At 58.2% G+C, this 17,780-nt stretch carries 14 protein-coding genes; 9 read left to right on the plus strand and 5 right to left on the minus strand.

Annotation, left to right across the window (positions count from 1 at the left end):
* Positions 1-151: 151 nt before the first annotated feature.
* The 5 genes from tssC to tssG all read left to right on the plus strand — a co-directional run bounded on the left by tssC (position 152) and on the right by tssG (position 5,694).
* The gene (gene tssC / locus L4923_RS03370) at positions 152-1,534 is read left to right on the plus strand and encodes a type VI secretion system contractile sheath large subunit (protein ID WP_239362076.1); all 1,383 of its coding nucleotides are present in this window, start codon (positions 152-154) and stop codon (positions 1,532-1,534) included.
* The gene (locus L4923_RS03375) at positions 1,531-2,313 is read left to right on the plus strand and encodes a type VI secretion system accessory protein TagJ (RefSeq protein ID WP_239362014.1); all 783 of its coding nucleotides are present in this window, start codon (positions 1,531-1,533) and stop codon (positions 2,311-2,313) included. Before tssC ends, L4923_RS03375 begins: the two co-directional genes overlap by 4 nt.
* A gap of 60 nt (positions 2,314-2,373) precedes the next feature.
* Positions 2,374-2,886 carry a type VI secretion system baseplate subunit TssE gene (tssE, locus tag L4923_RS03380; RefSeq protein ID WP_239362015.1) on the plus strand — a complete coding sequence of 171 codons (513 nt, stop codon included), beginning with the start codon at positions 2,374-2,376 and terminating at the stop codon, positions 2,884-2,886.
* Positions 2,879-4,681: a type VI secretion system baseplate subunit TssF gene (tssF, locus tag L4923_RS03385; protein ID WP_239362017.1), complete on the plus strand. Its 1,803-nt coding sequence runs from the start codon at positions 2,879-2,881 to the stop codon at positions 4,679-4,681. Before tssE ends, tssF begins: the two co-directional genes overlap by 8 nt.
* Positions 4,682-4,800: 119 nt before the next feature.
* Complete coding sequence (gene tssG / locus L4923_RS03390; RefSeq protein ID WP_239362019.1) at positions 4,801-5,694, plus strand: type VI secretion system baseplate subunit TssG; 894 nt, start codon at positions 4,801-4,803, stop codon at positions 5,692-5,694.
* Between the two features lie 22 nt (positions 5,695-5,716).
* Here the strand turns inward: tssG and L4923_RS03395 are convergent, their stop codons facing one another.
* The 3 genes from L4923_RS03395 to L4923_RS03405 are packed head-to-tail and all read right to left on the minus strand — an operon-like array spanning position 5,717 to position 9,047.
* Positions 5,717-7,801, minus strand: a complete 2,085-nt coding sequence (locus tag L4923_RS03395) for a protein kinase domain-containing protein (protein WP_239362021.1) — start codon at positions 7,799-7,801, stop codon at positions 5,717-5,719.
* A gap of 17 nt (positions 7,802-7,818) precedes the next feature.
* Positions 7,819-8,586 carry a PP2C family protein-serine/threonine phosphatase gene (locus L4923_RS03400; RefSeq protein WP_239362024.1) on the minus strand — a complete coding sequence of 256 codons (768 nt, stop codon included), beginning with the start codon at positions 8,584-8,586 and terminating at the stop codon, positions 7,819-7,821.
* A complete protein-coding gene (locus tag L4923_RS03405) occupies positions 8,583-9,047 on the minus strand; it encodes a DUF1036 domain-containing protein (RefSeq protein WP_239362026.1) in 465 nt (154 codons plus the stop codon). Before L4923_RS03405 ends, L4923_RS03400 begins: the two co-directional genes overlap by 4 nt.
* Before the next feature lie 78 nt (positions 9,048-9,125).
* On the opposite strand from L4923_RS03405, the gene L4923_RS03410 reads away from it, so the two are divergent.
* Positions 9,126-10,190, plus strand: a complete 1,065-nt coding sequence (locus L4923_RS03410) for a type VI secretion system-associated FHA domain protein (RefSeq protein ID WP_239362029.1) — start codon at positions 9,126-9,128, stop codon at positions 10,188-10,190.
* A gap of 60 nt (positions 10,191-10,250) precedes the next feature.
* On the opposite strand, the gene L4923_RS03415 is transcribed toward L4923_RS03410, so the two are convergent.
* Both L4923_RS03415 and L4923_RS03420 read right to left on the minus strand, forming a co-directional pair.
* Entirely contained in the window at positions 10,251-12,584 is a 2,334-nt protein-coding gene (locus L4923_RS03415) for a peptidoglycan DD-metalloendopeptidase family protein (RefSeq protein ID WP_239362031.1), read from the minus strand.
* Between the two features lie 11 nt (positions 12,585-12,595).
* Positions 12,596-13,972 (minus strand): caspase family protein, encoded by a 1,377-nt coding sequence (locus L4923_RS03420; protein WP_239362032.1) that lies wholly within the window; start codon positions 13,970-13,972, stop codon positions 12,596-12,598.
* 172 nt (positions 13,973-14,144) lie between these two features.
* Here L4923_RS03420 and L4923_RS03425 point away from each other — a divergent pair, with 172 nt between their 5' ends.
* From L4923_RS03425 to L4923_RS03435, 3 genes are all read left to right on the plus strand, one after another.
* Entirely contained in the window at positions 14,145-15,620 is a 1,476-nt protein-coding gene (locus L4923_RS03425; protein WP_239362033.1) for a type VI secretion system-associated FHA domain protein, read from the plus strand.
* 131 nt (positions 15,621-15,751) lie between these two features.
* A complete protein-coding gene (locus L4923_RS03430; protein ID WP_239362034.1) occupies positions 15,752-16,369 on the plus strand; it encodes a hypothetical protein in 618 nt (205 codons plus the stop codon).
* Positions 16,370-16,491: 122 nt separating this feature from the next.
* A complete protein-coding gene (locus L4923_RS03435) occupies positions 16,492-17,508 on the plus strand; it encodes a hypothetical protein (RefSeq protein WP_239362035.1) in 1,017 nt (338 codons plus the stop codon).
* The last annotated feature ends 272 nt before the right edge of the window (positions 17,509-17,780 follow it).

Here is a 17,780-nt window from a genome sequence, read left to right on the forward strand (position 1 = left end):
CGGAAGTTCGAGAAGCGCCTTGCCTACGCAAGGCGTTTCTTAGCTCTTGGAAAGGCAGAGTTCATAGATGTCCACGAAACTCGACATCATATCCATCGCCCGTGCCGGACCGGCATACGTCGGGCGTCTACATGCAGGCCCATCGGCAGAAATGCCGGAACCGGCCGAGACCAGACCACTGGACACATCGACCCGAATCGACCGCCTGATCAGCGCCATTGACGAAATCTTGTCTCGCCAGGTCAACGCGATCATCCACCACCCGGCGTTTCGCAGGCTCGAGGCGAGCTGGCGCCAACTCCAGATGCTGGTCCTGCTCAAACGCGACAACAGCCCGGTGATCATCAGGGTGTTTTCGGCAAGCTGGAAAGAGATTGTTCGCGATGCAGAACGAGCATCAGAGTTCGACCAGTCAAAGCTGTTCAATCTGATCTATTCGCAAGAATTCGACATGCCAGGCGGCCAGCCCTTCGGGCTGATTGTCGCGGACTACGAAATCTCGGCTGGCATCAACAAGGTTTTCGGCACGGACGACATCGGTGCGCTCGACAGTATCGCCGGTGTGGCTGCTGCCGCCTTCTCTCCCGTGATCGTCGGCGCTTCACCGGAACTGCTCGACGTTGACGAGTTTGCTGAGCTCGATCGCGAATTGGACATGGCCTATCTGCGCAACATGGAGACCAATGTCCGCTGGCGGCGGTTAAGGAGCAACTCGGACGCCCGTTTTATCGGCGTCACCTGTCCGCGCGTCCTTGTCCGGCCGCCATATCGACACAACGATATTTCGCGAAAGGACGGCTTCTGTTTTCACGAGGAAGTCGCCTCAAACGGTTCCACTCTCGTGTGGGGGAATTCGGCCTACGCTCTGGCCATGGTCGTCATGCGCGAATTCATGACGTCGGGCTGGTTCGCCGACATACGTGGCACACGTTATGCGGATGACGCAGGCGGCTTGGTCGACATGTATCCGACGGTCAGCTTCCCGACCGACAAGCACGGCTTTGCCTCGCAGGCACCGGTCGAGATACGACTGACGACGATGCAGGAACAGATGTTGAGCGAGTTCGGGCTTATCCCGCTGATGCCCCTACCCTACTCGGTCGACCTTGTTTTCAATACCAATCAGTCGCTGCACTTGCCGGCTCGCTACGATACGGAAATCGCGAACCAGAACGCGCGTATTGCAGCCATGCTGCAATACGTTCTCTGTGCCTGCCGCTTCGCGCATTACCTGAAGCTGATCATGCGCGAGCACGTCGGTGAGGTGTCCACGGTGGACACCTTGCGTTCCCAACTTAATCAGTGGCTTGCTCAATATTGCATCGGCAACGAAGATGCCGACACCTTTACCAAGGCGCGCTATCCCTTGCGTTCCGCCCATATCGACGTTCGCGAAATAGTTGGAAAGCCTGGTGTTTATGCCTGCGTGATGCACTTGCAGCCGCATTTCCAGCTTGACGATGTGACCGCAAGTTTTCAACTACTGGCCGACATGAACAACAAAGCCGATACCGCTCGCGGAGCAACGACATGATCCAGATTTCAAGTCACCTGGAGAAGGCGGACCTGGACGGAGCGCTTCAAGCAGCCTTGACGCAGGTCAAGACACAGCCCACCGACACTCAGGCGCGGCGCTTGTTGATCGACCTGCTGATCGTCGCCGGCGATTTCGAACGGGCCGACAAGCAGGCCGACATCCTCTCCAAGACTTCTGTCGACACGGCACTTGCAATGGGATTGCTGCGCGGCCGCCTGCGGGCTGCCTCCGCCCGCCAAGCCTGGTTCTCCGACGGAGCAGTGCCTGCTTTCCCGGAAGGCCCCACCGATCGCGACAGGGCGGCAATGGAACTCGCAGTCGCCCGGCGAGAGGGCGACGCCCAGTCTGTAAAGATCGCCCTCGAGGCCCTGACCGCCATGTCTGAAACAGGCGGGCTCAAAGTCAACGGAAAGCCCGTTCAAAGTTTTCGCGACGCGGACGACCGCATCCCGCATGCGCTGGAGGTCCTTTGCACGGATGGCAGTTACATGTGGATCGACTTCAGCCTGGTCGAGGATGTCACCTTCCCGCAGATAAAGGTAGTGCGCGATCTCGCCTGGCGCCCCGCGAAGCTTACCATGCGGGACGGATCGGAAACCGAGGTGATCGTTTGTTCGACCTACTTCGTTACCGATCCGACGAATGACGAGCGCCTGGCGCGCAGCACCGACTGGGTGGAGGAGGCAGGTATCGTCTACGGCCGCGGCCAGAAGACCTTCCTGATCGATGACGATGCGATTACGGCTGTCGACCTCACATCGCTTTCAGCGGCTTGACCGGACCCTTGCAATGAGACCGGGCCGTCAATTCACGTTTCGCCTTCCCGGAGACCTTTGATGGCGAAGCTCGTCCACTCCAGTCGTCAGCTACCCGGTCGACCCCCGACCGTCTTCGATCGGCTGCTGGATTTCGACCCTGACAAACCCGACGAAGTGCAAATCGGCCACCGCGAGCAATTGCGGCGTCATCGGGAGAGTATCCGGCGGGATCTGGAAACACTTCTGAACACACAGCAACCGCCTCAAAGGCTCGCGGACGGCTTGCCGGAAATTCCGACCAGCCTTGTGCAGTTCGGGTCGACAGGATTTCACGGTCTGATGTTGGCGACCCGCGAGCAGCATTTTTCACTGGCGAAGTCACTGCAGAATTTGATTGCGACCTTCGAGCCAAGACTGCGCAACGTCAAGGTTTCGTTGGCCGACGATCGCACTCGAAGGGCGCGGACACTCGCACTCAAGATCTCGGCTGAAACTCGTTTCGCCGATGTCGACGAGCCATTGGCATTCGACACCCAGCTCGACCCCGCTACGCGACAGTTCCGCATTTCCGGGGATGCTCAGCGTGGCTAGCAGGTTTCTCAACTGGTTCGACACAGAGTTGATGGCCCTGCGCAAGCGGGCCGGCATATTTGCTCAAAAACATCCCAAGATTGCCGCTCGTCTGCGCATGACGCCCGACGCGATCGACGATCCGCACACCGAACGTATCGTGCAGAGCTTCGCTTATACCGCCGCGCGTATTCGTCAGAAGCTGGATGACGATTTTCCTGAACTGACGAACACGCTCCTGGAGGCGCTCTATCCGCAATACCTGGCCCAGATCCCCTCCATGTCGATCATGAAGTTCACGGCGTCGGATGGACTTGGCGAGGTGATTGCCATTGAGCCCGGTTTTGCGGTCGACACGGAACCCCTGCGCGGCGATCGTTGTCGATTCCGCACGACGCAGCAGGTACGGCTGGCACCACTGAAGATATCTGCAAGTTCCCTGCACAAGCCACCTTTCGTAGCGCCACAGATCAACGACGCTGCTGCCCGCGCCTGTCTCACAATTACGCTGGAAAAACAGAATACGGGCGTCGCATTCGCTGATCTCGATGCCGACGAGCTTGTCTTCTTCATCAAGGCGCCATTCGCGACCGCAACGAAACTTTACGAATTGCTGCTCAACCGTTGCGTCGCCATCGCCATAGGCGAACATGCCGACGATCAACGCGCCACGCGCCTTCCGTTGTCACAGCTCACCCCAGTCGGCTTTGAAGACGAAACAGCCATGCTGCCCTTCCCGAAGCGCAGCTTCCCCGGCTTTCGTCTTCTGACCGAATTCTTCGCACTGCCGGAGAAGTACCTGTTCTTTCGCCTGTCTGGAATCAAAGGCGCCTTGGCAAGGATTGCCGGCAGCAAGGCATCGATCTTTTTCTACCTCGATGCCAACGTCGACCGCCTGCTCAACGCTGTCGACGCCAACAGCTTCGACCTCCATTGCACGCCGGTCATAAACTTGTTTCCGCAGCGCGCCGAGCCGATCCATATCGATCAAACCCGCCACGAATACGACATCATCCCGGACGCTCGGCGCAACAGCACACGCGAAGTCCATTCCATCGAGCGTGTCACAGTGTCGGATCATGAAGGCAAGGTGGTGGATATCTTCCCCTTCTTCGGCCGCAAACCGTCATCGACGGAGTCCCGGGGCTCGATCTTCTGGATGCACAAACGGCTGGCAAACGACGACCAGAATGCGTTCACGTCGCAACTGTCGCTAGTCGATCTGTCCCTGAAGGCCGCAACATCCGACGCGCATTCGGTGGCCACCGTGTCCTCGCTTTGCATCAATCGCGGTTTGCCGGAACAACTACCGTTTGGCGGTGGGCAGCCATTCCTGACAGCCGTCAACAAGAACGATCTGGTAGCCAAGCTCTCCTTGCTCCTGCCACCAACTCCCACGGCTCGCCTGGATGGCGAGGAAGGCTCTTACTGGCGCCTGATCTCGTCCCTTTCGCTCAATCACCTGCCGATTACCGGAGGTGATCCGGAACTGCTCCGCGACATTCTCAGGCTTTACGATTTCCGGCAGGCCCAAGAGACCAGCGTGTTGATCGACGCAATCACATCGATCGATACAAAATCCTCTACCGCCCGGCTGTCGGACGGTTCGATTGCCAAGGGCGTCGACATAACCATCACGTTCGACGACACCACGGTAGACCGAGGCTTGGCGCTGTTGTTTGGCTCAGTGCTGTCGCATTTCCTCGGCCTCTATGCATCGATCAATACCTTCTCACGGCTGACCATCAAATTGTCGGGCACCGTGCTGCCGATCGTCCGCTTTCCTCCAAGGACCGCGGCAGAGGTACTGATATGAAGGCCGCGGATACCAAAAGCCTTGCGGAGCGCTTTGACGAAGCGCCGGAGCGTTTCGACCCGGATATGGCGCACCATATCCTGGCTACGTTGCCGAACGGCGCACCCGTCAATCTCCAGGTGGGCGAGATTTCCAATCCGACGAATCGTTTCCAGCCTACACTCTTCTCCAAGGACCGCTCCCGCGCAGGAGCAAATCGCATTGCCGCGAACTATTTGGGTCTCATCGGCCCGGTTGCGGCCCTGCCCGCCAGCTATACCGATGCTGCCATTGCCGAACGCAAGCGGCGCAGCTCGAGCCTTTTCGACTTTTTCGAACTGTTTGCCGGGGAATTGCGCGAGATGTTCGTCGATGCGCACCGGAAATATCGACTCCCCAGCCTCTTCCAGCTCTACCGAACCGGTTCCCAGAACCGCATCACCTCTGCCGTTTTTGCACTCATCGGCTTTGCGCAACCCAAAATGCGTGAGCGGCTCAAGGTGCACGAGGAAGTGCCGCTTTACTATGCTGGTTTCTTTGCCAATCAACGGCGGACCGCGATCAATCTGCAGTTGATGTTGCAGGATTTTCTCGGACTTCCGGTCGAAATCCGGCAATTCCAATCCCGGCGTCTGCCCATTGCGGAGGATGAGCAGACACGGCTCGGAATGCGTCTGGACGAAAATGCGATGCTTGGCCGCTCCGCCGTCGCTGGTGCCACATCGCTCAACCGGACGAGCGCTATCCGCGTTCGTATCGGGCCGGTGGACTACCTACGCTATCTCTCCCTGATGCCGGATCGCCCCCTTTATCCGCAACTGGTTGAACTGATCAGGCTTTATTGTGGTCCGTCACTGAACTTCGACTTGCAGATCATTCTTTCGAAATCGGAAGTCCCCCAAACCCGTCTCGATGCCAAGTCGCCCGTCGGGCGGCTTGGCTGGGACACATGGGCCCTGCAAGGCAAGGCCAACGAGGACAGCGAAGATACGATATTCGACCCCGATATCGTCTCGGCACGCACCGTATCTTAAAGCTGTCAGCGGTTCAGCAGCTTCAATTCCTGCGAAAATAGTAGATCGAGGCTGTCAGATCGGTTGCGTTTTCGGCGGCTTCGCGGCGGAGCGCCTCGATCACCGAAGCTGCTTTCTTGGCCTCGCTACCGTCGAGCGCCTTTAATGGCTTGTCTGCCGCCACTGCAAGCAGCAGATATCCTTCCTTGCCGGTCGCAAAGCCCTGAGGTGGAAGCGCCAGGACGATATCCCGGCCATCCGTCTTCGCCATATGCGTCACGTTTTTCGTTCCACCGTCGGCAGCAACCAGAAAAACAGAAACGTGGCGGCGGGTGATACGTGAAATGCGCGCCTCAAGCTCCTCATTGCGGCTCAACACATCACTTTTCAATGTGATCTTCATGTCCGAAACTGGGTCGCCAACTGTCCCGGCAAACGCTACGACCGGGCATTGCCCCTCACGCACTGCCCGCATTCCGATCGGAGGCTCGAAGCCGAAGGTCGACTTGAATTGGCGCTCCAGTCTCTCAAGCGGCTGCACGCTCAGGCTGAAACCTTCGATAGCGACACGCTTGCCGGCTTGATCGATGGCTCGCGCATAAAAGCAATCGCCGCCGCGAAAGCTTCTAAGCCAATCGGCGACATCGAGCGCGCTCTCGCCAGGCTCTTCCAGCTTTGCGACTTCCGGACTTTCTACCTTTGCAGGTGGCGCAGCCGGTCCTCCAGGTTCTTCGTCAAGTGAGATACGTGGTGCTATCTCTCGGACCGGACGTGCGGCGGCCTCTTTGTTTCCGGATGGCTCACTCGGCAGCGATTGGCCAACACTATCTTGGACGTCATCGTCCTTTGCCGGAACAGGCTTCTCCCCGGCAGTTGTCTCCTCGGCTGGGACGGCTTGTGCTGGAAGATTTGGCCCTTGGGCGCCAGGTGTCGATGACTCGCCCCCGGTTGGCGGAACCGAGGTTCCGACAGTTGGGGCTTCGGCATCGGCCTTCACTTCAGACTTGCCGGTCGGACCGGTCGGCATGGCAGCCGATGGCAATTTTTGTTTCTGTTCGCTTCCACCCGACACGAGATTCACCAAGCCCAGCAGATCTGGTCTGCCGTGCGTGATCCACCAGCCTCCGAACGCGGCACCGCCAATCAGAACAACCAAAGCTGCCAAAACCGGCAGATGGGATTTGCGCGCTTCTCCTGTCTTTCCATGGTGGGTTTCAACCGATCCGGGACGCGTTGGTCGGCCGGAATTCGTGGACTCGCGAGTTGAACCGGAAGCCATCTGCAGGGCGGCGGCGACGTCATCCATGCTTTGGACGCGATTGACCGGATTAGGTTGGAGCATGCGTTCAATCAATGGCTTGACGCCAGGATTGATACGCGAAAGATCTGGTACGGATTGGCGCTTCATAACCACTTCAGCGTGGCTGCCGGCCATATCCAACGGCTTTCCCAACAAGGCCGCGGCAAAAACCAGACCCAGGCTGTAAATGTCGGCGGTAGGACCGACCTGGCCACCAAACAGGCCCAGCTGCTCTGGCGACACATAGTTGAACTTTCCGGCAAAGCCGGACTGAATGAGCGTTGAATCAGTACTGTCGCCTGAACGGGCGATGCCGAAATCGATGACCTTTGGCCTCGCTACATCCCCATCGGCCAGGACGATGTTGTCCGTAGAGAGATCCCGATGGATGATGCCTTCGCGATGCGCGGCACTCATGCCTTGGGCGACACGAGCGACAAGCTGGCAGGCCTCAAGCTGCGATAACGGCCGCTGCGCAATGCGTTCGCGCAACGTCGGCCCCTCCACGAGTTCCATGGCCAGATAAAGCAGATCCGACTCCGCATCATGCGAAAAGACGTGATAGCGAATGATCGATTGATGGCTCAACCGGTTGAGGATCAGGGCTTCGCGACGGAACAGCGAAACCATGTGCTCGTCATTGGCGAATTGCGGCAAAACAACCTTGATCGCAACTTTGTCGAGTGTCTGGATATTGTGGCCGCGATAGATTTCCGACATTCCGCCGGAACCGATCAGCGCATCGACCTGATAGATGCCGTTCAACCGCGTACCGGGAGCAACGCGGCCGATATGGCTGAGGATTACGGTGCGGTCATCATTCGCCATCGCGATCCTCGAAGGCCCTATCTGGCCAGCGCAGGAACGTGGACGACGACAACGGTCACATTGTCCTTGCCCCCGCGTTCAAGCGCCACGCGTACGAGTTCGACACAAGCCCGCTGTGCCGTGTTTCCCGTAACGAGAATCTGAATATCTTGATCCGTGAGGTGCGCCGTCAGCCCGTCGGTGCACAGAACGAATGTGTCACCGGCTTCGACGTCGCCTTCGATCGCCTCTACATAGGGTGCTTCGTTGACCCCGATTGCATGCAGGATGACATTCTTGCGAGGCCAATTCCTCGCCTCCTCCTCAGAAATCGCATTCTCGCGCAACAGCATCTGCACTTCTGTATGATCGCGGGTCATCTGGCTGATGCGGCCGTTGCGGATCAGGTAAACTCGGCTGTCGCCCGTCCACGGGATATGGAACCGTCCCTCAGCCAGAAGAAGGCCGGCAACGGTCGACCCCATGACGATCTTGCCATTGGCCTCCGAAATCGCGCGAATACGGTTGTGAGCGGAATGCACCGCATTCGAAAAGGCTTGCAGAACCTTGACGCCCGCCTTGGTTGCCTCGAATTCCTCCGCCACCGCCTGAATGATGGCAGAACTGGCGATGTCGCCATGGGCATGGCCACCCATGCCATCGGCGACCGCCCAGACGTTGAGATCGGGACGGTTGAGAAAACGGTCCTCATTGATGGGTCGTACACGCCCCTGATGCGTACCGCCATAGCAATCCTGGAGCGATATGCGCGTTTCGGTACCGATCGAAATCATTGTTCGCGTCATCTGGTAGCCTGCGGCGTGCTGCGATCTTCACGAAGAAACAGCGTCCACTCTTTGGCCTGACGCGTGTCGATCTCGCGAAATGCCCCCGTCGTGTAGCCGCGCTGCCAGCAATCCTTGGTTCCAACGATGCGAAACTGGCGTGGCAGAGTGCAAAAGATAGCGTCGCCGTCCAAAAGCACCTTGCCACGCACATCGGTGGCATGGACATAGATGTAGCGACTCTTCAGCTCATCAGGGATGACATTGGCGCAGCGGTTCGGGGCGATAACCCACCAGCCTTTGGTTTCGATCTGTTCGCCGGAGGCTTCGCCGATCGCGACATTGGCTATGTCGAGAGCCTGGTTGCAGATGGTGAAGGCTGCCCGCGCAGCCGTCGGCACAAGAGAAATCCAGGCTGCTGCGAACACAGCAGCGATAGTTCTTTCCGCAATGCCGTACTTCCTCGCGATCAGGCGCATCATCCTCGTTACTCGCCAGAATTGCCCTTATGCCGCTTTGCGAGTCAAGCTAGGTTGCTACCCTGTAAGGATGGACCGTTTATGAAGCTCGTCCTGACGATTGAAAATTCCGGTTCATTCGCGCCGGGCTTGCGTCAAAGTTTCGATCTTGCCGACGGCAAGGTTACCCTTGGCCGAGGCAAAGAATGTGATTGGCTGTTGCCTGATGCCAGTCGCTTCGTCTCGTCGCGGCATTGCGAAATCGAGCGCCGAGGGAACGATTTTGTTTTGACTGATCTCTCGCGCAACGGCCTGGCGGTAAGCGCCAAAGAGCTTACCGAGGGTCAACAGATCACGCTGCGCAACGGCGACACGATCTCAATTGGCCCTTTTTCGATCATCGTATCAATCCTGCACGGTGATCCGGCGACAGATGATGGTGCAACGATTTTCATGGCGAACGCGAGCGAGGCGACGGTTCTCCAACATGCGGAACTCTCCAAAGTTTCGTCGCAGATTCGACCCCAGCTTGAAAATTCCGGGCATCCCAGCACTCCGCCGCCGACAGGCAAGATTCAGCCCGTGACCGCAGCCGCTGATTTTCGCTCCGATTTTGTCACGGAGTTCGCAATTGGCGCCGACATAAATCCCGATCGGCTCGCCGGACGCAGCGACGCCGAGTTTGCGCGTGAACTGGGGCAAATCATGCGCGTCGTGGTACCGACGATGGTGGCATTGCTGCGTTCGAACCGGCAGATGCTGCAAGTTGCGGGCAAGCCCGACGCTACCCATGCCTCCGACAGCCTGACGACGTTGACGCAGACCAAGGGCGATGTTCTGGAACTGTTTCTCAACGCCTCCGATCACGATCTGGAAGGTACGACAGAAGTGCTCGACAGGCTCGTCGGCGCGCTGAAGGATCATCAGCGCACAGCGTTCCCTTCTTTACAGATTGCCTTGTTCAAGTTGCTCAACGACTTTGCTCCAACAACAATCGAAAGGCAGGTGGGGAGTACGCTTCTTCGCAGCCATAAGGGCCGCTGCTGGGATGCCTATTCCGCGGTCTGGGAGGCTCATAGCAATGCCGGTCAGAACGGCGTTCTGGACGTATTACTTCAGTACTTTAGGGAGGCCTATGACAGCGCGCTGATCGAGCGCCGACATTGATCCACCTGGGTTTACTTACGGACCTCGCCCTGGCTTCATAACTGAGGGGTTTGTCGCTGCTTAACCCGTGGGTCTGCGTTCGGCTATCGATTTCAGCAGACTGTCGATAGCGCTGCTGTAGGCAGCGAAGCGCGAGTTCCTGATCCGGGTTTCCGGCGGCAATCGACTTGCCAGAATGGTGCTGGCACCGGACATTTTGCGTGCCGCCCAGTCGACGACCCATTGCGCATCGCGCCCACTGAGGAACGGGTTGGCAGCGATCACATCATAGCCGACAAGATCGATCAGTGGCTGGTCTGGTGCTGCCCGCAACACGGAAATTGCACCGGTGCTGCCGAGAAAATGCGCTAGATAGAGATTGCCGGCCGTTGCCCGCTGCCCGGCACGGCGGAGATCTGCTTCGTTCTCCGAAGCCAGATGATAGAGCATGTCACGCGAAATCGTCGGATTGAATCGCAGGGCGAGGATATCGCCCTCACTCATGCTCGACATGAGGTCCGGGCGATAGGAGCGGATCATGCGAAGCCAGGTCCCGGAAATGAACTGGCCAAGACCGGTCGCCGATGACAGCGGATTTTGAGCGGAAGGATCGCCACCGCTTTCCACCCCGATGATGCGCGCGATCAGCTTATCCTTTTCAGACCCGTTGACGGCAACGGTCCCGCCGTCGAAGGACAACGGGTCGACCGCGACATCATCCAAGTAGAGTTCGAAGTGGAGATGCGGCCCGGTGCTTTGCCCAGTGGTGCCTACGTAGCCGATGGTTTCGCCAGCCTTGACCGTCTTGCCGACCGCAAGTCCGGAAGCGAACGCGCTCATATGTGCGTAACCTGTCGCAAGGCCGTTGGCATGCTTGATCTTGACGAAATTGCCAAAGCCGCCATTCGGCCCGACAAACATGACGGTGCCGGCAAAGGCGGCGACGATGGGAGTACCGGTCGGGGCCGCCCAATCCACGCCATTGTGATTGAGGACACGGCCGAGGATTGGATGCAGGCGCGGACCGAATCCGGATGACAGGGCGCCATTGACGGGTGTCAGGAATCCGACTGGGCCAAGTTTTTGCCGCACAGTGTCCTTTTCGGTCATGCATGTGAAATCGCGGTCAAGGCCGGGCTTCAGCACATAACAAGCGAGCGTCCTTCCTCCGGTGATGATCGAGGCGTAGAGAACCCGTCCGTTGTCGCGTTCATCGTCACGGGGCTTGTCGGCATAGATCAGGGTGAACTTGTCGTCCGGCTGCATGAAGTCGCCCAGATCATAGGCGCGCGCCATCTGCATGATGGCCTCGCTGATGACAGCCGGAGCGACTCCGCTGCGGATGCCCGCGGCATAAAGTCCGTCCATGAGACGGTATCGCCTGCTGTCGCTTCGCGCCCGATCAGTCTCGCCGATATAGCGCAGGAGATCAGCATTGGCACCGCCATCCGCGACCCGCTCATAAGATGCATTCGGGGTCGTCCGGATCAGGCTAACGCCGCCGCGGTTATCGATGATCGTCAGTTGGACCAGAGTTTCTTCGTCTTGCTGATGGTCGATCAGCAGGGCGGCGACATAGCCCGGCTGGAGCATTTGCAGGTTCAGCAGCCTGGCAGCAGCAACGGCCGCCCTGTTCGCCTCGGCGGAGGGCAAAGCGGCCTCGAGCAACGTCGCCTCGACGGTGCGTTGCGCGCTGATCTTGACGATGATTTCGTTTGCAGCGGCCGCCCGCTTTTCAGCGGGTTTGATCAGAAGGGTGCTGCTGCCGACAAGCGAAGACGCCTCACTGCTGGGCGCTTCTTCATGTGTGCTCGACCCGCTCTGCGCGGAGGTATCCCAGCCGGCCCCATCCTGTCCGTCAAATCCCTCGGCTTCGGTCACCACGACAGACGACTGGCCGTCCTGGATGCTTTCGTCGCCAGCGCTGGCCGCCGGATTCATCAAGGCAAAGTCCTGCGGCGTTGCCGGCAGCGCAGAGATCAGCTGAACCGAATTGTTGGCGATCCGATCCGAAACATAGAAGACCTTGCCGTTAACCGCCGTTGCACTGCCGGCATTCTGAAAGCGCAACTCGAACTTGGTATTCTTTCCCTCGCGCCCATCTTCGGGCGCCAGGAGGATTGGATCGCGCATACGGTCGGCCGATTGAAGCTCGAAATCCTGAGCCGGTTTTTGTTCCTGCGCACTGGAGACAGCCAAGGTCGCGCTGTCGGCATTACCGCGAAACCAATCGCTTCGATATCCGACCCAGCCGCCCCAACCGAGGGTAACTGCCAGACACGCCAGAACCAGCGAACCGATCCAAAAGCGTGCGATGTGCAGGCGACGGCGACGGTGGATCTCACGGGCCAACTGCCGAAAGTCGTCAATGAGCCGATATTGATATTCGGGATCACCGCTAGGCTGCGGAACCATGATCGATCGCCTTAGCGAAATGCGCCAAGCACGCGTGTGTTTGTGATCGTCCTGGCTTTCGGCGCGGCACTGGCCACCGGTGGCGCGCTGCGCGTCTCGGACGATGCGCGTCGGCTGGCTTTCGGCCGCTCCGCTCGCGGAACCGATGCAATTGGCGGTCGCCGTACAACCGGCGCTAGGCAGACCATGCCGCGTTCGCGCTTGAGAAGCTCGAGAAGGAACTCGTTCGGCTCGCCCTCCTGGCGCAACGTCTTTCTCACCTTGTAGTAGCGCCTAAGGGCGTCTTTTGAACTGTCGCTCCAGATACCGTCAGGCTCGCCGTTGTAGCAGCCCACACGCTGCAATTCGGACTGTACGCCCAGGATCAAATCCTCCTTGCCGAACAGCTCGATCGGCGCTTCGGGCAGGAAAATGACGTTCGGGCTGGTGTTGCCGATGCCGGGGACTGTGATCAGATTCGGCTGGTCGCCCGAGAGCGCACGCGACACATCGTCGTTGATCTGAGCTGAACGATCGGTGGACGAAAGCTCGCTACCCGGCACGCCAAGATCGAGGGAAGCGATCTTCTCGTTCGGCAGCTGCACCGACCGAGGGTTGAAGTAAAATTGCTTTTTGAGCGATGTCTGCTCCCACGGAGTCTGCTGTCCGAGCGTGAGCTTTTCGACGTCATTTCTAACCTGGATCATCAGATCGGAAATGCCTTGCGCGGGTGTCGAAATATGTTTCGCGATCGCTTTGGTGAACGGGCTGAGCTTGCCGTTTCCATCGTAGCTGATGTTGCCAGGCTGGGTGGCGAATGCGACGAAAAGGTCATTCCCCGCGGATTCGACCTGCGCCAAGCCATCGTTTGTGCGCTGGGAGGGCGGAAGCGGATTGTTGCGGCAGGCATCCAGGAAGATCAGCGTCTGCCGCCTGCTGTCCTGGAGTTCTTCGATGACCCAATCCAGTCTGACGGTTTCTGCCTCGATTGAGCTCACTGCTTTAAGCTTTGCGTCGACGGGCACGAGATAATTTCTGCCTCGCAGCTGAAAGGCATGCCCCGAATAGTAGAACAGGACGGTGTCAGCCTTTTCCGCTGCCTGGCGAAATTCGGCGATCGTCGACCTCAGCTCGGACAGGTCGAGGTCATCGCCACCGTAAATGGTGAAGCCCAGCTTCTCCAAAGCGCCTCGCATGGCGATACTGTCGTTCGTCGGGTTGGCAAGGGTCTGGACATTTTGGTAGCGCCCGTTGCCGATGATGAGCGCAATACGCTGGCCTCCAGGTGCCGCCTGGGCAGCCAGAACGCCAAGCACGAGCAATATCGTCGCGAGACCGATCAGCCGCGCGGCATGGAAATATCCGGTGTAAGTCTTTAGCGAAAGGCGTGTCGCCGCGCTCTGATACAATTGTAGGGTGACCCCAAGAATGATGGAGGTTCCTTAAACCAAAACATTAGGCTAATCATGACATCGAAGCAAGAAATAGCAGCCAATAGGCAGGCTCTCTTCGTGTCGAAATGACCGCGTTGGATGCCCAGATGGACTATTGTCTGCTTGCGGTACAACAGCGACAAGTTGAATGAGAATTAGCCTCGAAGCATTGCCAAATGGCAGCGATACGCTGTTTTCCGGACGGACAGATATTTCGGGCCGGCGTTTTTCGATCGGCCGCGCGACGGAAAACGACTGGGTGATTTCCGACTCTCAACGTGCGGTTTCGAAACGCCACTGCGTTATAGAGCAGGTTTCGGACGGCTACCGCATTGTCGACACATCGACCAATGGGACTTCGGTCAATGGACGGCCGGTCGATCGAAACAATGGAAATTTGCTCCGCGACGGCGACGAGATTGCAATCGGCTCCTACCGCTTCAAGGCCCGGATCTCCGTCGCCGCGCATGGCTCAGGCAAAGACCTCGCCGATCCTTCACAACCGAAGATCACGGCCATCCTGCACGATGTGGCCCCTTCAGGTATCACCGCATCCGGATCTCTGCCCGGCATTCAAGAGCCTCTCCCATCAATGCCTCTTTCGAAACCATCCGCGAAGCCGATGATCGATATTGGCTGGGATGGGCCGCCGAGCCAGGGCGGCGACGTGATCAAGCCGGCCGATATCATTCATCCCAGAAATCACGAACTCATCAATCGTTCCGAGCAGATTCCGACTGCCTCCTTGCGCATCGACCTGCCAAGGCCGAAACAGATACTGCCGGACGACTGGAATGCTCCACAGGACGAGGCTGCGACGTCGGCAGCCACTTCGAAGCCAACGCCGGTCGAAGCGATTCCCCAAGCCGCCAACGCTCCGCAAAGTCCTCCGATCGAGGGTGTGGATCGCGCGAATCTCCACATCATACCCGTCGAGAACATCGATGTTGGCGGGCCGCCGGTCTCGATCCCAGCCGCCATGCCGGTTCAACATTCCGCTCTGCCCTCCCCGCAAACCATTCCATCCGCCGCCCGAGGACTGGATGTCGGGCACGCCAGCGATCTGTTTCAGGCTTTCTGCGACGGCGCCGGCCTTGTCAGGATTCCGGAAGGGCCTCAGGATTCGCTTAAATTCTTTCACAATGTCGGACGAGCACTGGCGATCGCGTTGACAGGGCTGCAAGCGCTGCAAGTTGCCAGGATAAAATCGGCCGCGGTGTTGGAAACAGGAGAATCCGAGCCCAGCAGCACACCTTGGATCTTCTCGCTCTCCGGAGAGAACCAATCCAATTTGCTCTCCTCGGTAATCTCCTTCCTGGCCGAAGCCGATCCACGTGACCTGGAAATGATGCGAGCTGATTTTCAGGACGTATCCCGCACCTCCTCCCAACTTAGTGCCGGCATCCTCGCCTTTGTCGAGCGTCTGCAGGCTGATCTGGCGCTCTCCACGCTGGAACAGCGCGTCGGTTCAAGCGCACGAATGCTGCCGGCGCTGCGCAAGGCTGCACTTTGGGACAAGCTGGTCGAACATTCCGGCCTCTTCAACAGCAGCAATGGCAAAGTGACAAACGTCAATCTGTTGCAACGCCTGCAACGCGAACTGAAACAGGCTCTGGCGGAATAAACCATCCTCCTTTTTGGTTATCGGCTGTGGCTCGGGCGGAAAAGCGGCTTGAGGGGAAGTGTGCGCCAGTCTAAATCATGGGTTGCAGCTCAGATCGGAGACAGCATGCGATGCCCATGACGACGCGAGATATGGTGAAAGGCGCGCGGACAGTTGTCGACTACGGCTCGGGTCCGTTCTCATTCATGAAATCCGATTGGCGCAAGGATCGCGAAATGGCGGAACTTGCAAGGCTCGTCGCTCTGCCTTCAGGCGGCCGCGCCGAAGAATATTTCGATCATTATTTAAGCGGCGCCGGTACGCCCAAGACATTCAGTGCGGTCCAGTTCATCGAACAGAATGACGGTGTCTCCAGGAGATTTTCGCGGGAAATCCTGCAATTCTTCAACGCCAACAATTTGCGCAACGGTCAGACAGGTGTGATCGGCTTCGGTCAGCAAGACGTCACTACTTATGACTGGAAAATGGCCACCGGCTCCTTCCCAATCAAATGGACATATCTGGGCGCCAGGACACTGAGTGATGGCGATCTTGAGCTTGTCTTTTCGGTCGAAGGTAGCAATGAATACAAATGGTATCCCGATGATGCCAAGCGTGAAACACAACTTCTACATCAGGCGATGGATCGCTTGAGACAACCCAGGACCAATGCACTGGACTTTCTGCAGTACAAGACACCGGCGCGAAACTTCTGGATGTATGCAACGCGCGGCGAATATACTTTGAGGATCAATGCCGGAAAGCCGTAACAGCGGCACGGAATATAGCTACAAGAGGTGACCGACCTGCGGCGGCGGACAATGTCACACTCTGACGATGGTCTTCCGGCTATAGAGCTGGAACGAGTTGAAAAACGAGGGAAGAGGCAATCATGGCAACCACGAAGCGCGATCTGGTCGTTGACTACCTGAACAGGCTCAATCTGGCTGTTACCAACTGGGATGCCTATGTGATCAACCCGTTTGCGTCCGCCTATGACGAGGCCTTCAACAACTACAAGAACGTGCTGGACGCGCAAGCCAAGGCCGACCAGGAGAGGATCGAGCTGTTGTTCGTAGGCCTCTCGCTCCTTGGCGGTACCATGGCGACGGCCATGATCGGCAAGGCCGCGATCACTGCGGTCATGAAAGAGGTGGCAGTTTCGACGATCTGCAACCTCAACATGCAGCGGACCTTCCGCATCGCCGCCATGCTCGAGGCCAGCCCTGCCGGCAGCTTCGCAGTGGCCGGCCTTGTCGAAGCCGGCAGCAAGTACCTCACCGACCAGGCCAAAGAGGCCATCAAGGCCGGTGTCCCCCGCGCCGATGCCATCACGCGCTCCAACACGCCGCTCAGTGTTTATCTTGCCATGCTGCGCATCCTCAAACTTGCGAGCTCGAAGGCGCAGACTGCAGCACTCGATATCCAGAACAACAATACGAGCTTCGAAGAGGCGCGCCGCGCAATCGCCATTCTCGACAGCGCGGCAATCATGAGGGCTCCAAAGAAGGACATCTATGATCCCAAGCTTGCCGGTGCGCTCGAACTGATCATGTATCTGAACCTCGTCATGACCCGCGACCAGATGGTGACGCGTGTATACAGTGAAACGATGCGAGGCCCGAAGGTCATATCGCGGTCCCCGATTTCCGCAGCACCTGGTTCCGCGGCCTATCCGAAGAATGCATATAGCGCCGGTATGATCGGTTCAGTCATTGAGATCGATGCGCTTGGCCGGGGAATCAACCAGCGTATGAACAAGCTTTACCGAGATTTCTTCGGCAAGGACCTCGTGGACAACGGCCTCTTCGCGAACAGCCTGACCCCTCAGAACATGCGAGAGGCTTTTGGCGCGCTGCATCGGCTTTCCACGCAGTTTGCACAACCCGAGTTGAAACTCGCGGCCTGATCGGTGCGCGGTCGCAAGTCGGAAGGCAGACGTGGCAAGTGTTGGCCGGCTGTACAGTTTGGATAGTTTGAGGATTTCTGCTTTCGTAAGATACTGCTGGAGCGACTTGAACTATCGCTGATCTTTAGGGAGCACCCCATGAATCTCGAGGTCGCGGCGGCTTCGTTCATTCAAGCGGAGCGTATTTTACGCCTGGAGACACCGCTGGGTCCGGATGTCTTGCTGCCGGAGCGGTTTGAGCTGCACGAGGCGGTGAGCGACCTGTTCCTGAT

Origin of the sequence: Terribium retamae, assembly GCF_022347545.1 — a bacterium.
Taxonomy (GTDB): Bacteria; Pseudomonadota; Alphaproteobacteria; order Rhizobiales; family Rhizobiaceae; genus Mesorhizobium; species Mesorhizobium retamae.

Excerpts from the sequence above, each read along its gene's own strand:
- L4923_RS03400 (WP_239362024.1), bottom strand. The coding sequence starts at position 8,586 with ATGACGCGAACAATGATTTCGATCGGTACCGAAACGCGCATATCGCTC.
- L4923_RS03425 (WP_239362033.1), top strand. The coding sequence starts at position 14,145 with ATGAGAATTAGCCTCGAAGCATTGCCAAATGGCAGCGATACGCTGTTT.
- L4923_RS03415 (WP_239362031.1), bottom strand. The coding sequence starts at position 12,584 with ATGGTTCCGCAGCCTAGCGGTGATCCCGAATATCAATATCGGCTCATT.
- L4923_RS03395 (WP_239362021.1), bottom strand. The coding sequence starts at position 7,801 with ATGGCGAATGATGACCGCACCGTAATCCTCAGCCATATCGGCCGCGTT.
- tssE (WP_239362015.1), top strand. The coding sequence starts at position 2,374 with ATGGCGAAGCTCGTCCACTCCAGTCGTCAGCTACCCGGTCGACCCCCG.
- L4923_RS03435 (WP_239362035.1), top strand. The coding sequence starts at position 16,492 with ATGGCAACCACGAAGCGCGATCTGGTCGTTGACTACCTGAACAGGCTC.
- L4923_RS03405 (WP_239362026.1), bottom strand. The coding sequence starts at position 9,047 with ATGATGCGCCTGATCGCGAGGAAGTACGGCATTGCGGAAAGAACTATC.
- tssC (WP_239362076.1), top strand. The coding sequence starts at position 152 with ATGCCGGAACCGGCCGAGACCAGACCACTGGACACATCGACCCGAATC.
- L4923_RS03375 (WP_239362014.1), top strand. The coding sequence starts at position 1,531 with ATGATCCAGATTTCAAGTCACCTGGAGAAGGCGGACCTGGACGGAGCG.
- L4923_RS03410 (WP_239362029.1), top strand. The coding sequence starts at position 9,126 with ATGAAGCTCGTCCTGACGATTGAAAATTCCGGTTCATTCGCGCCGGGC.
- L4923_RS03430 (WP_239362034.1), top strand. The coding sequence starts at position 15,752 with ATGGTGAAAGGCGCGCGGACAGTTGTCGACTACGGCTCGGGTCCGTTC.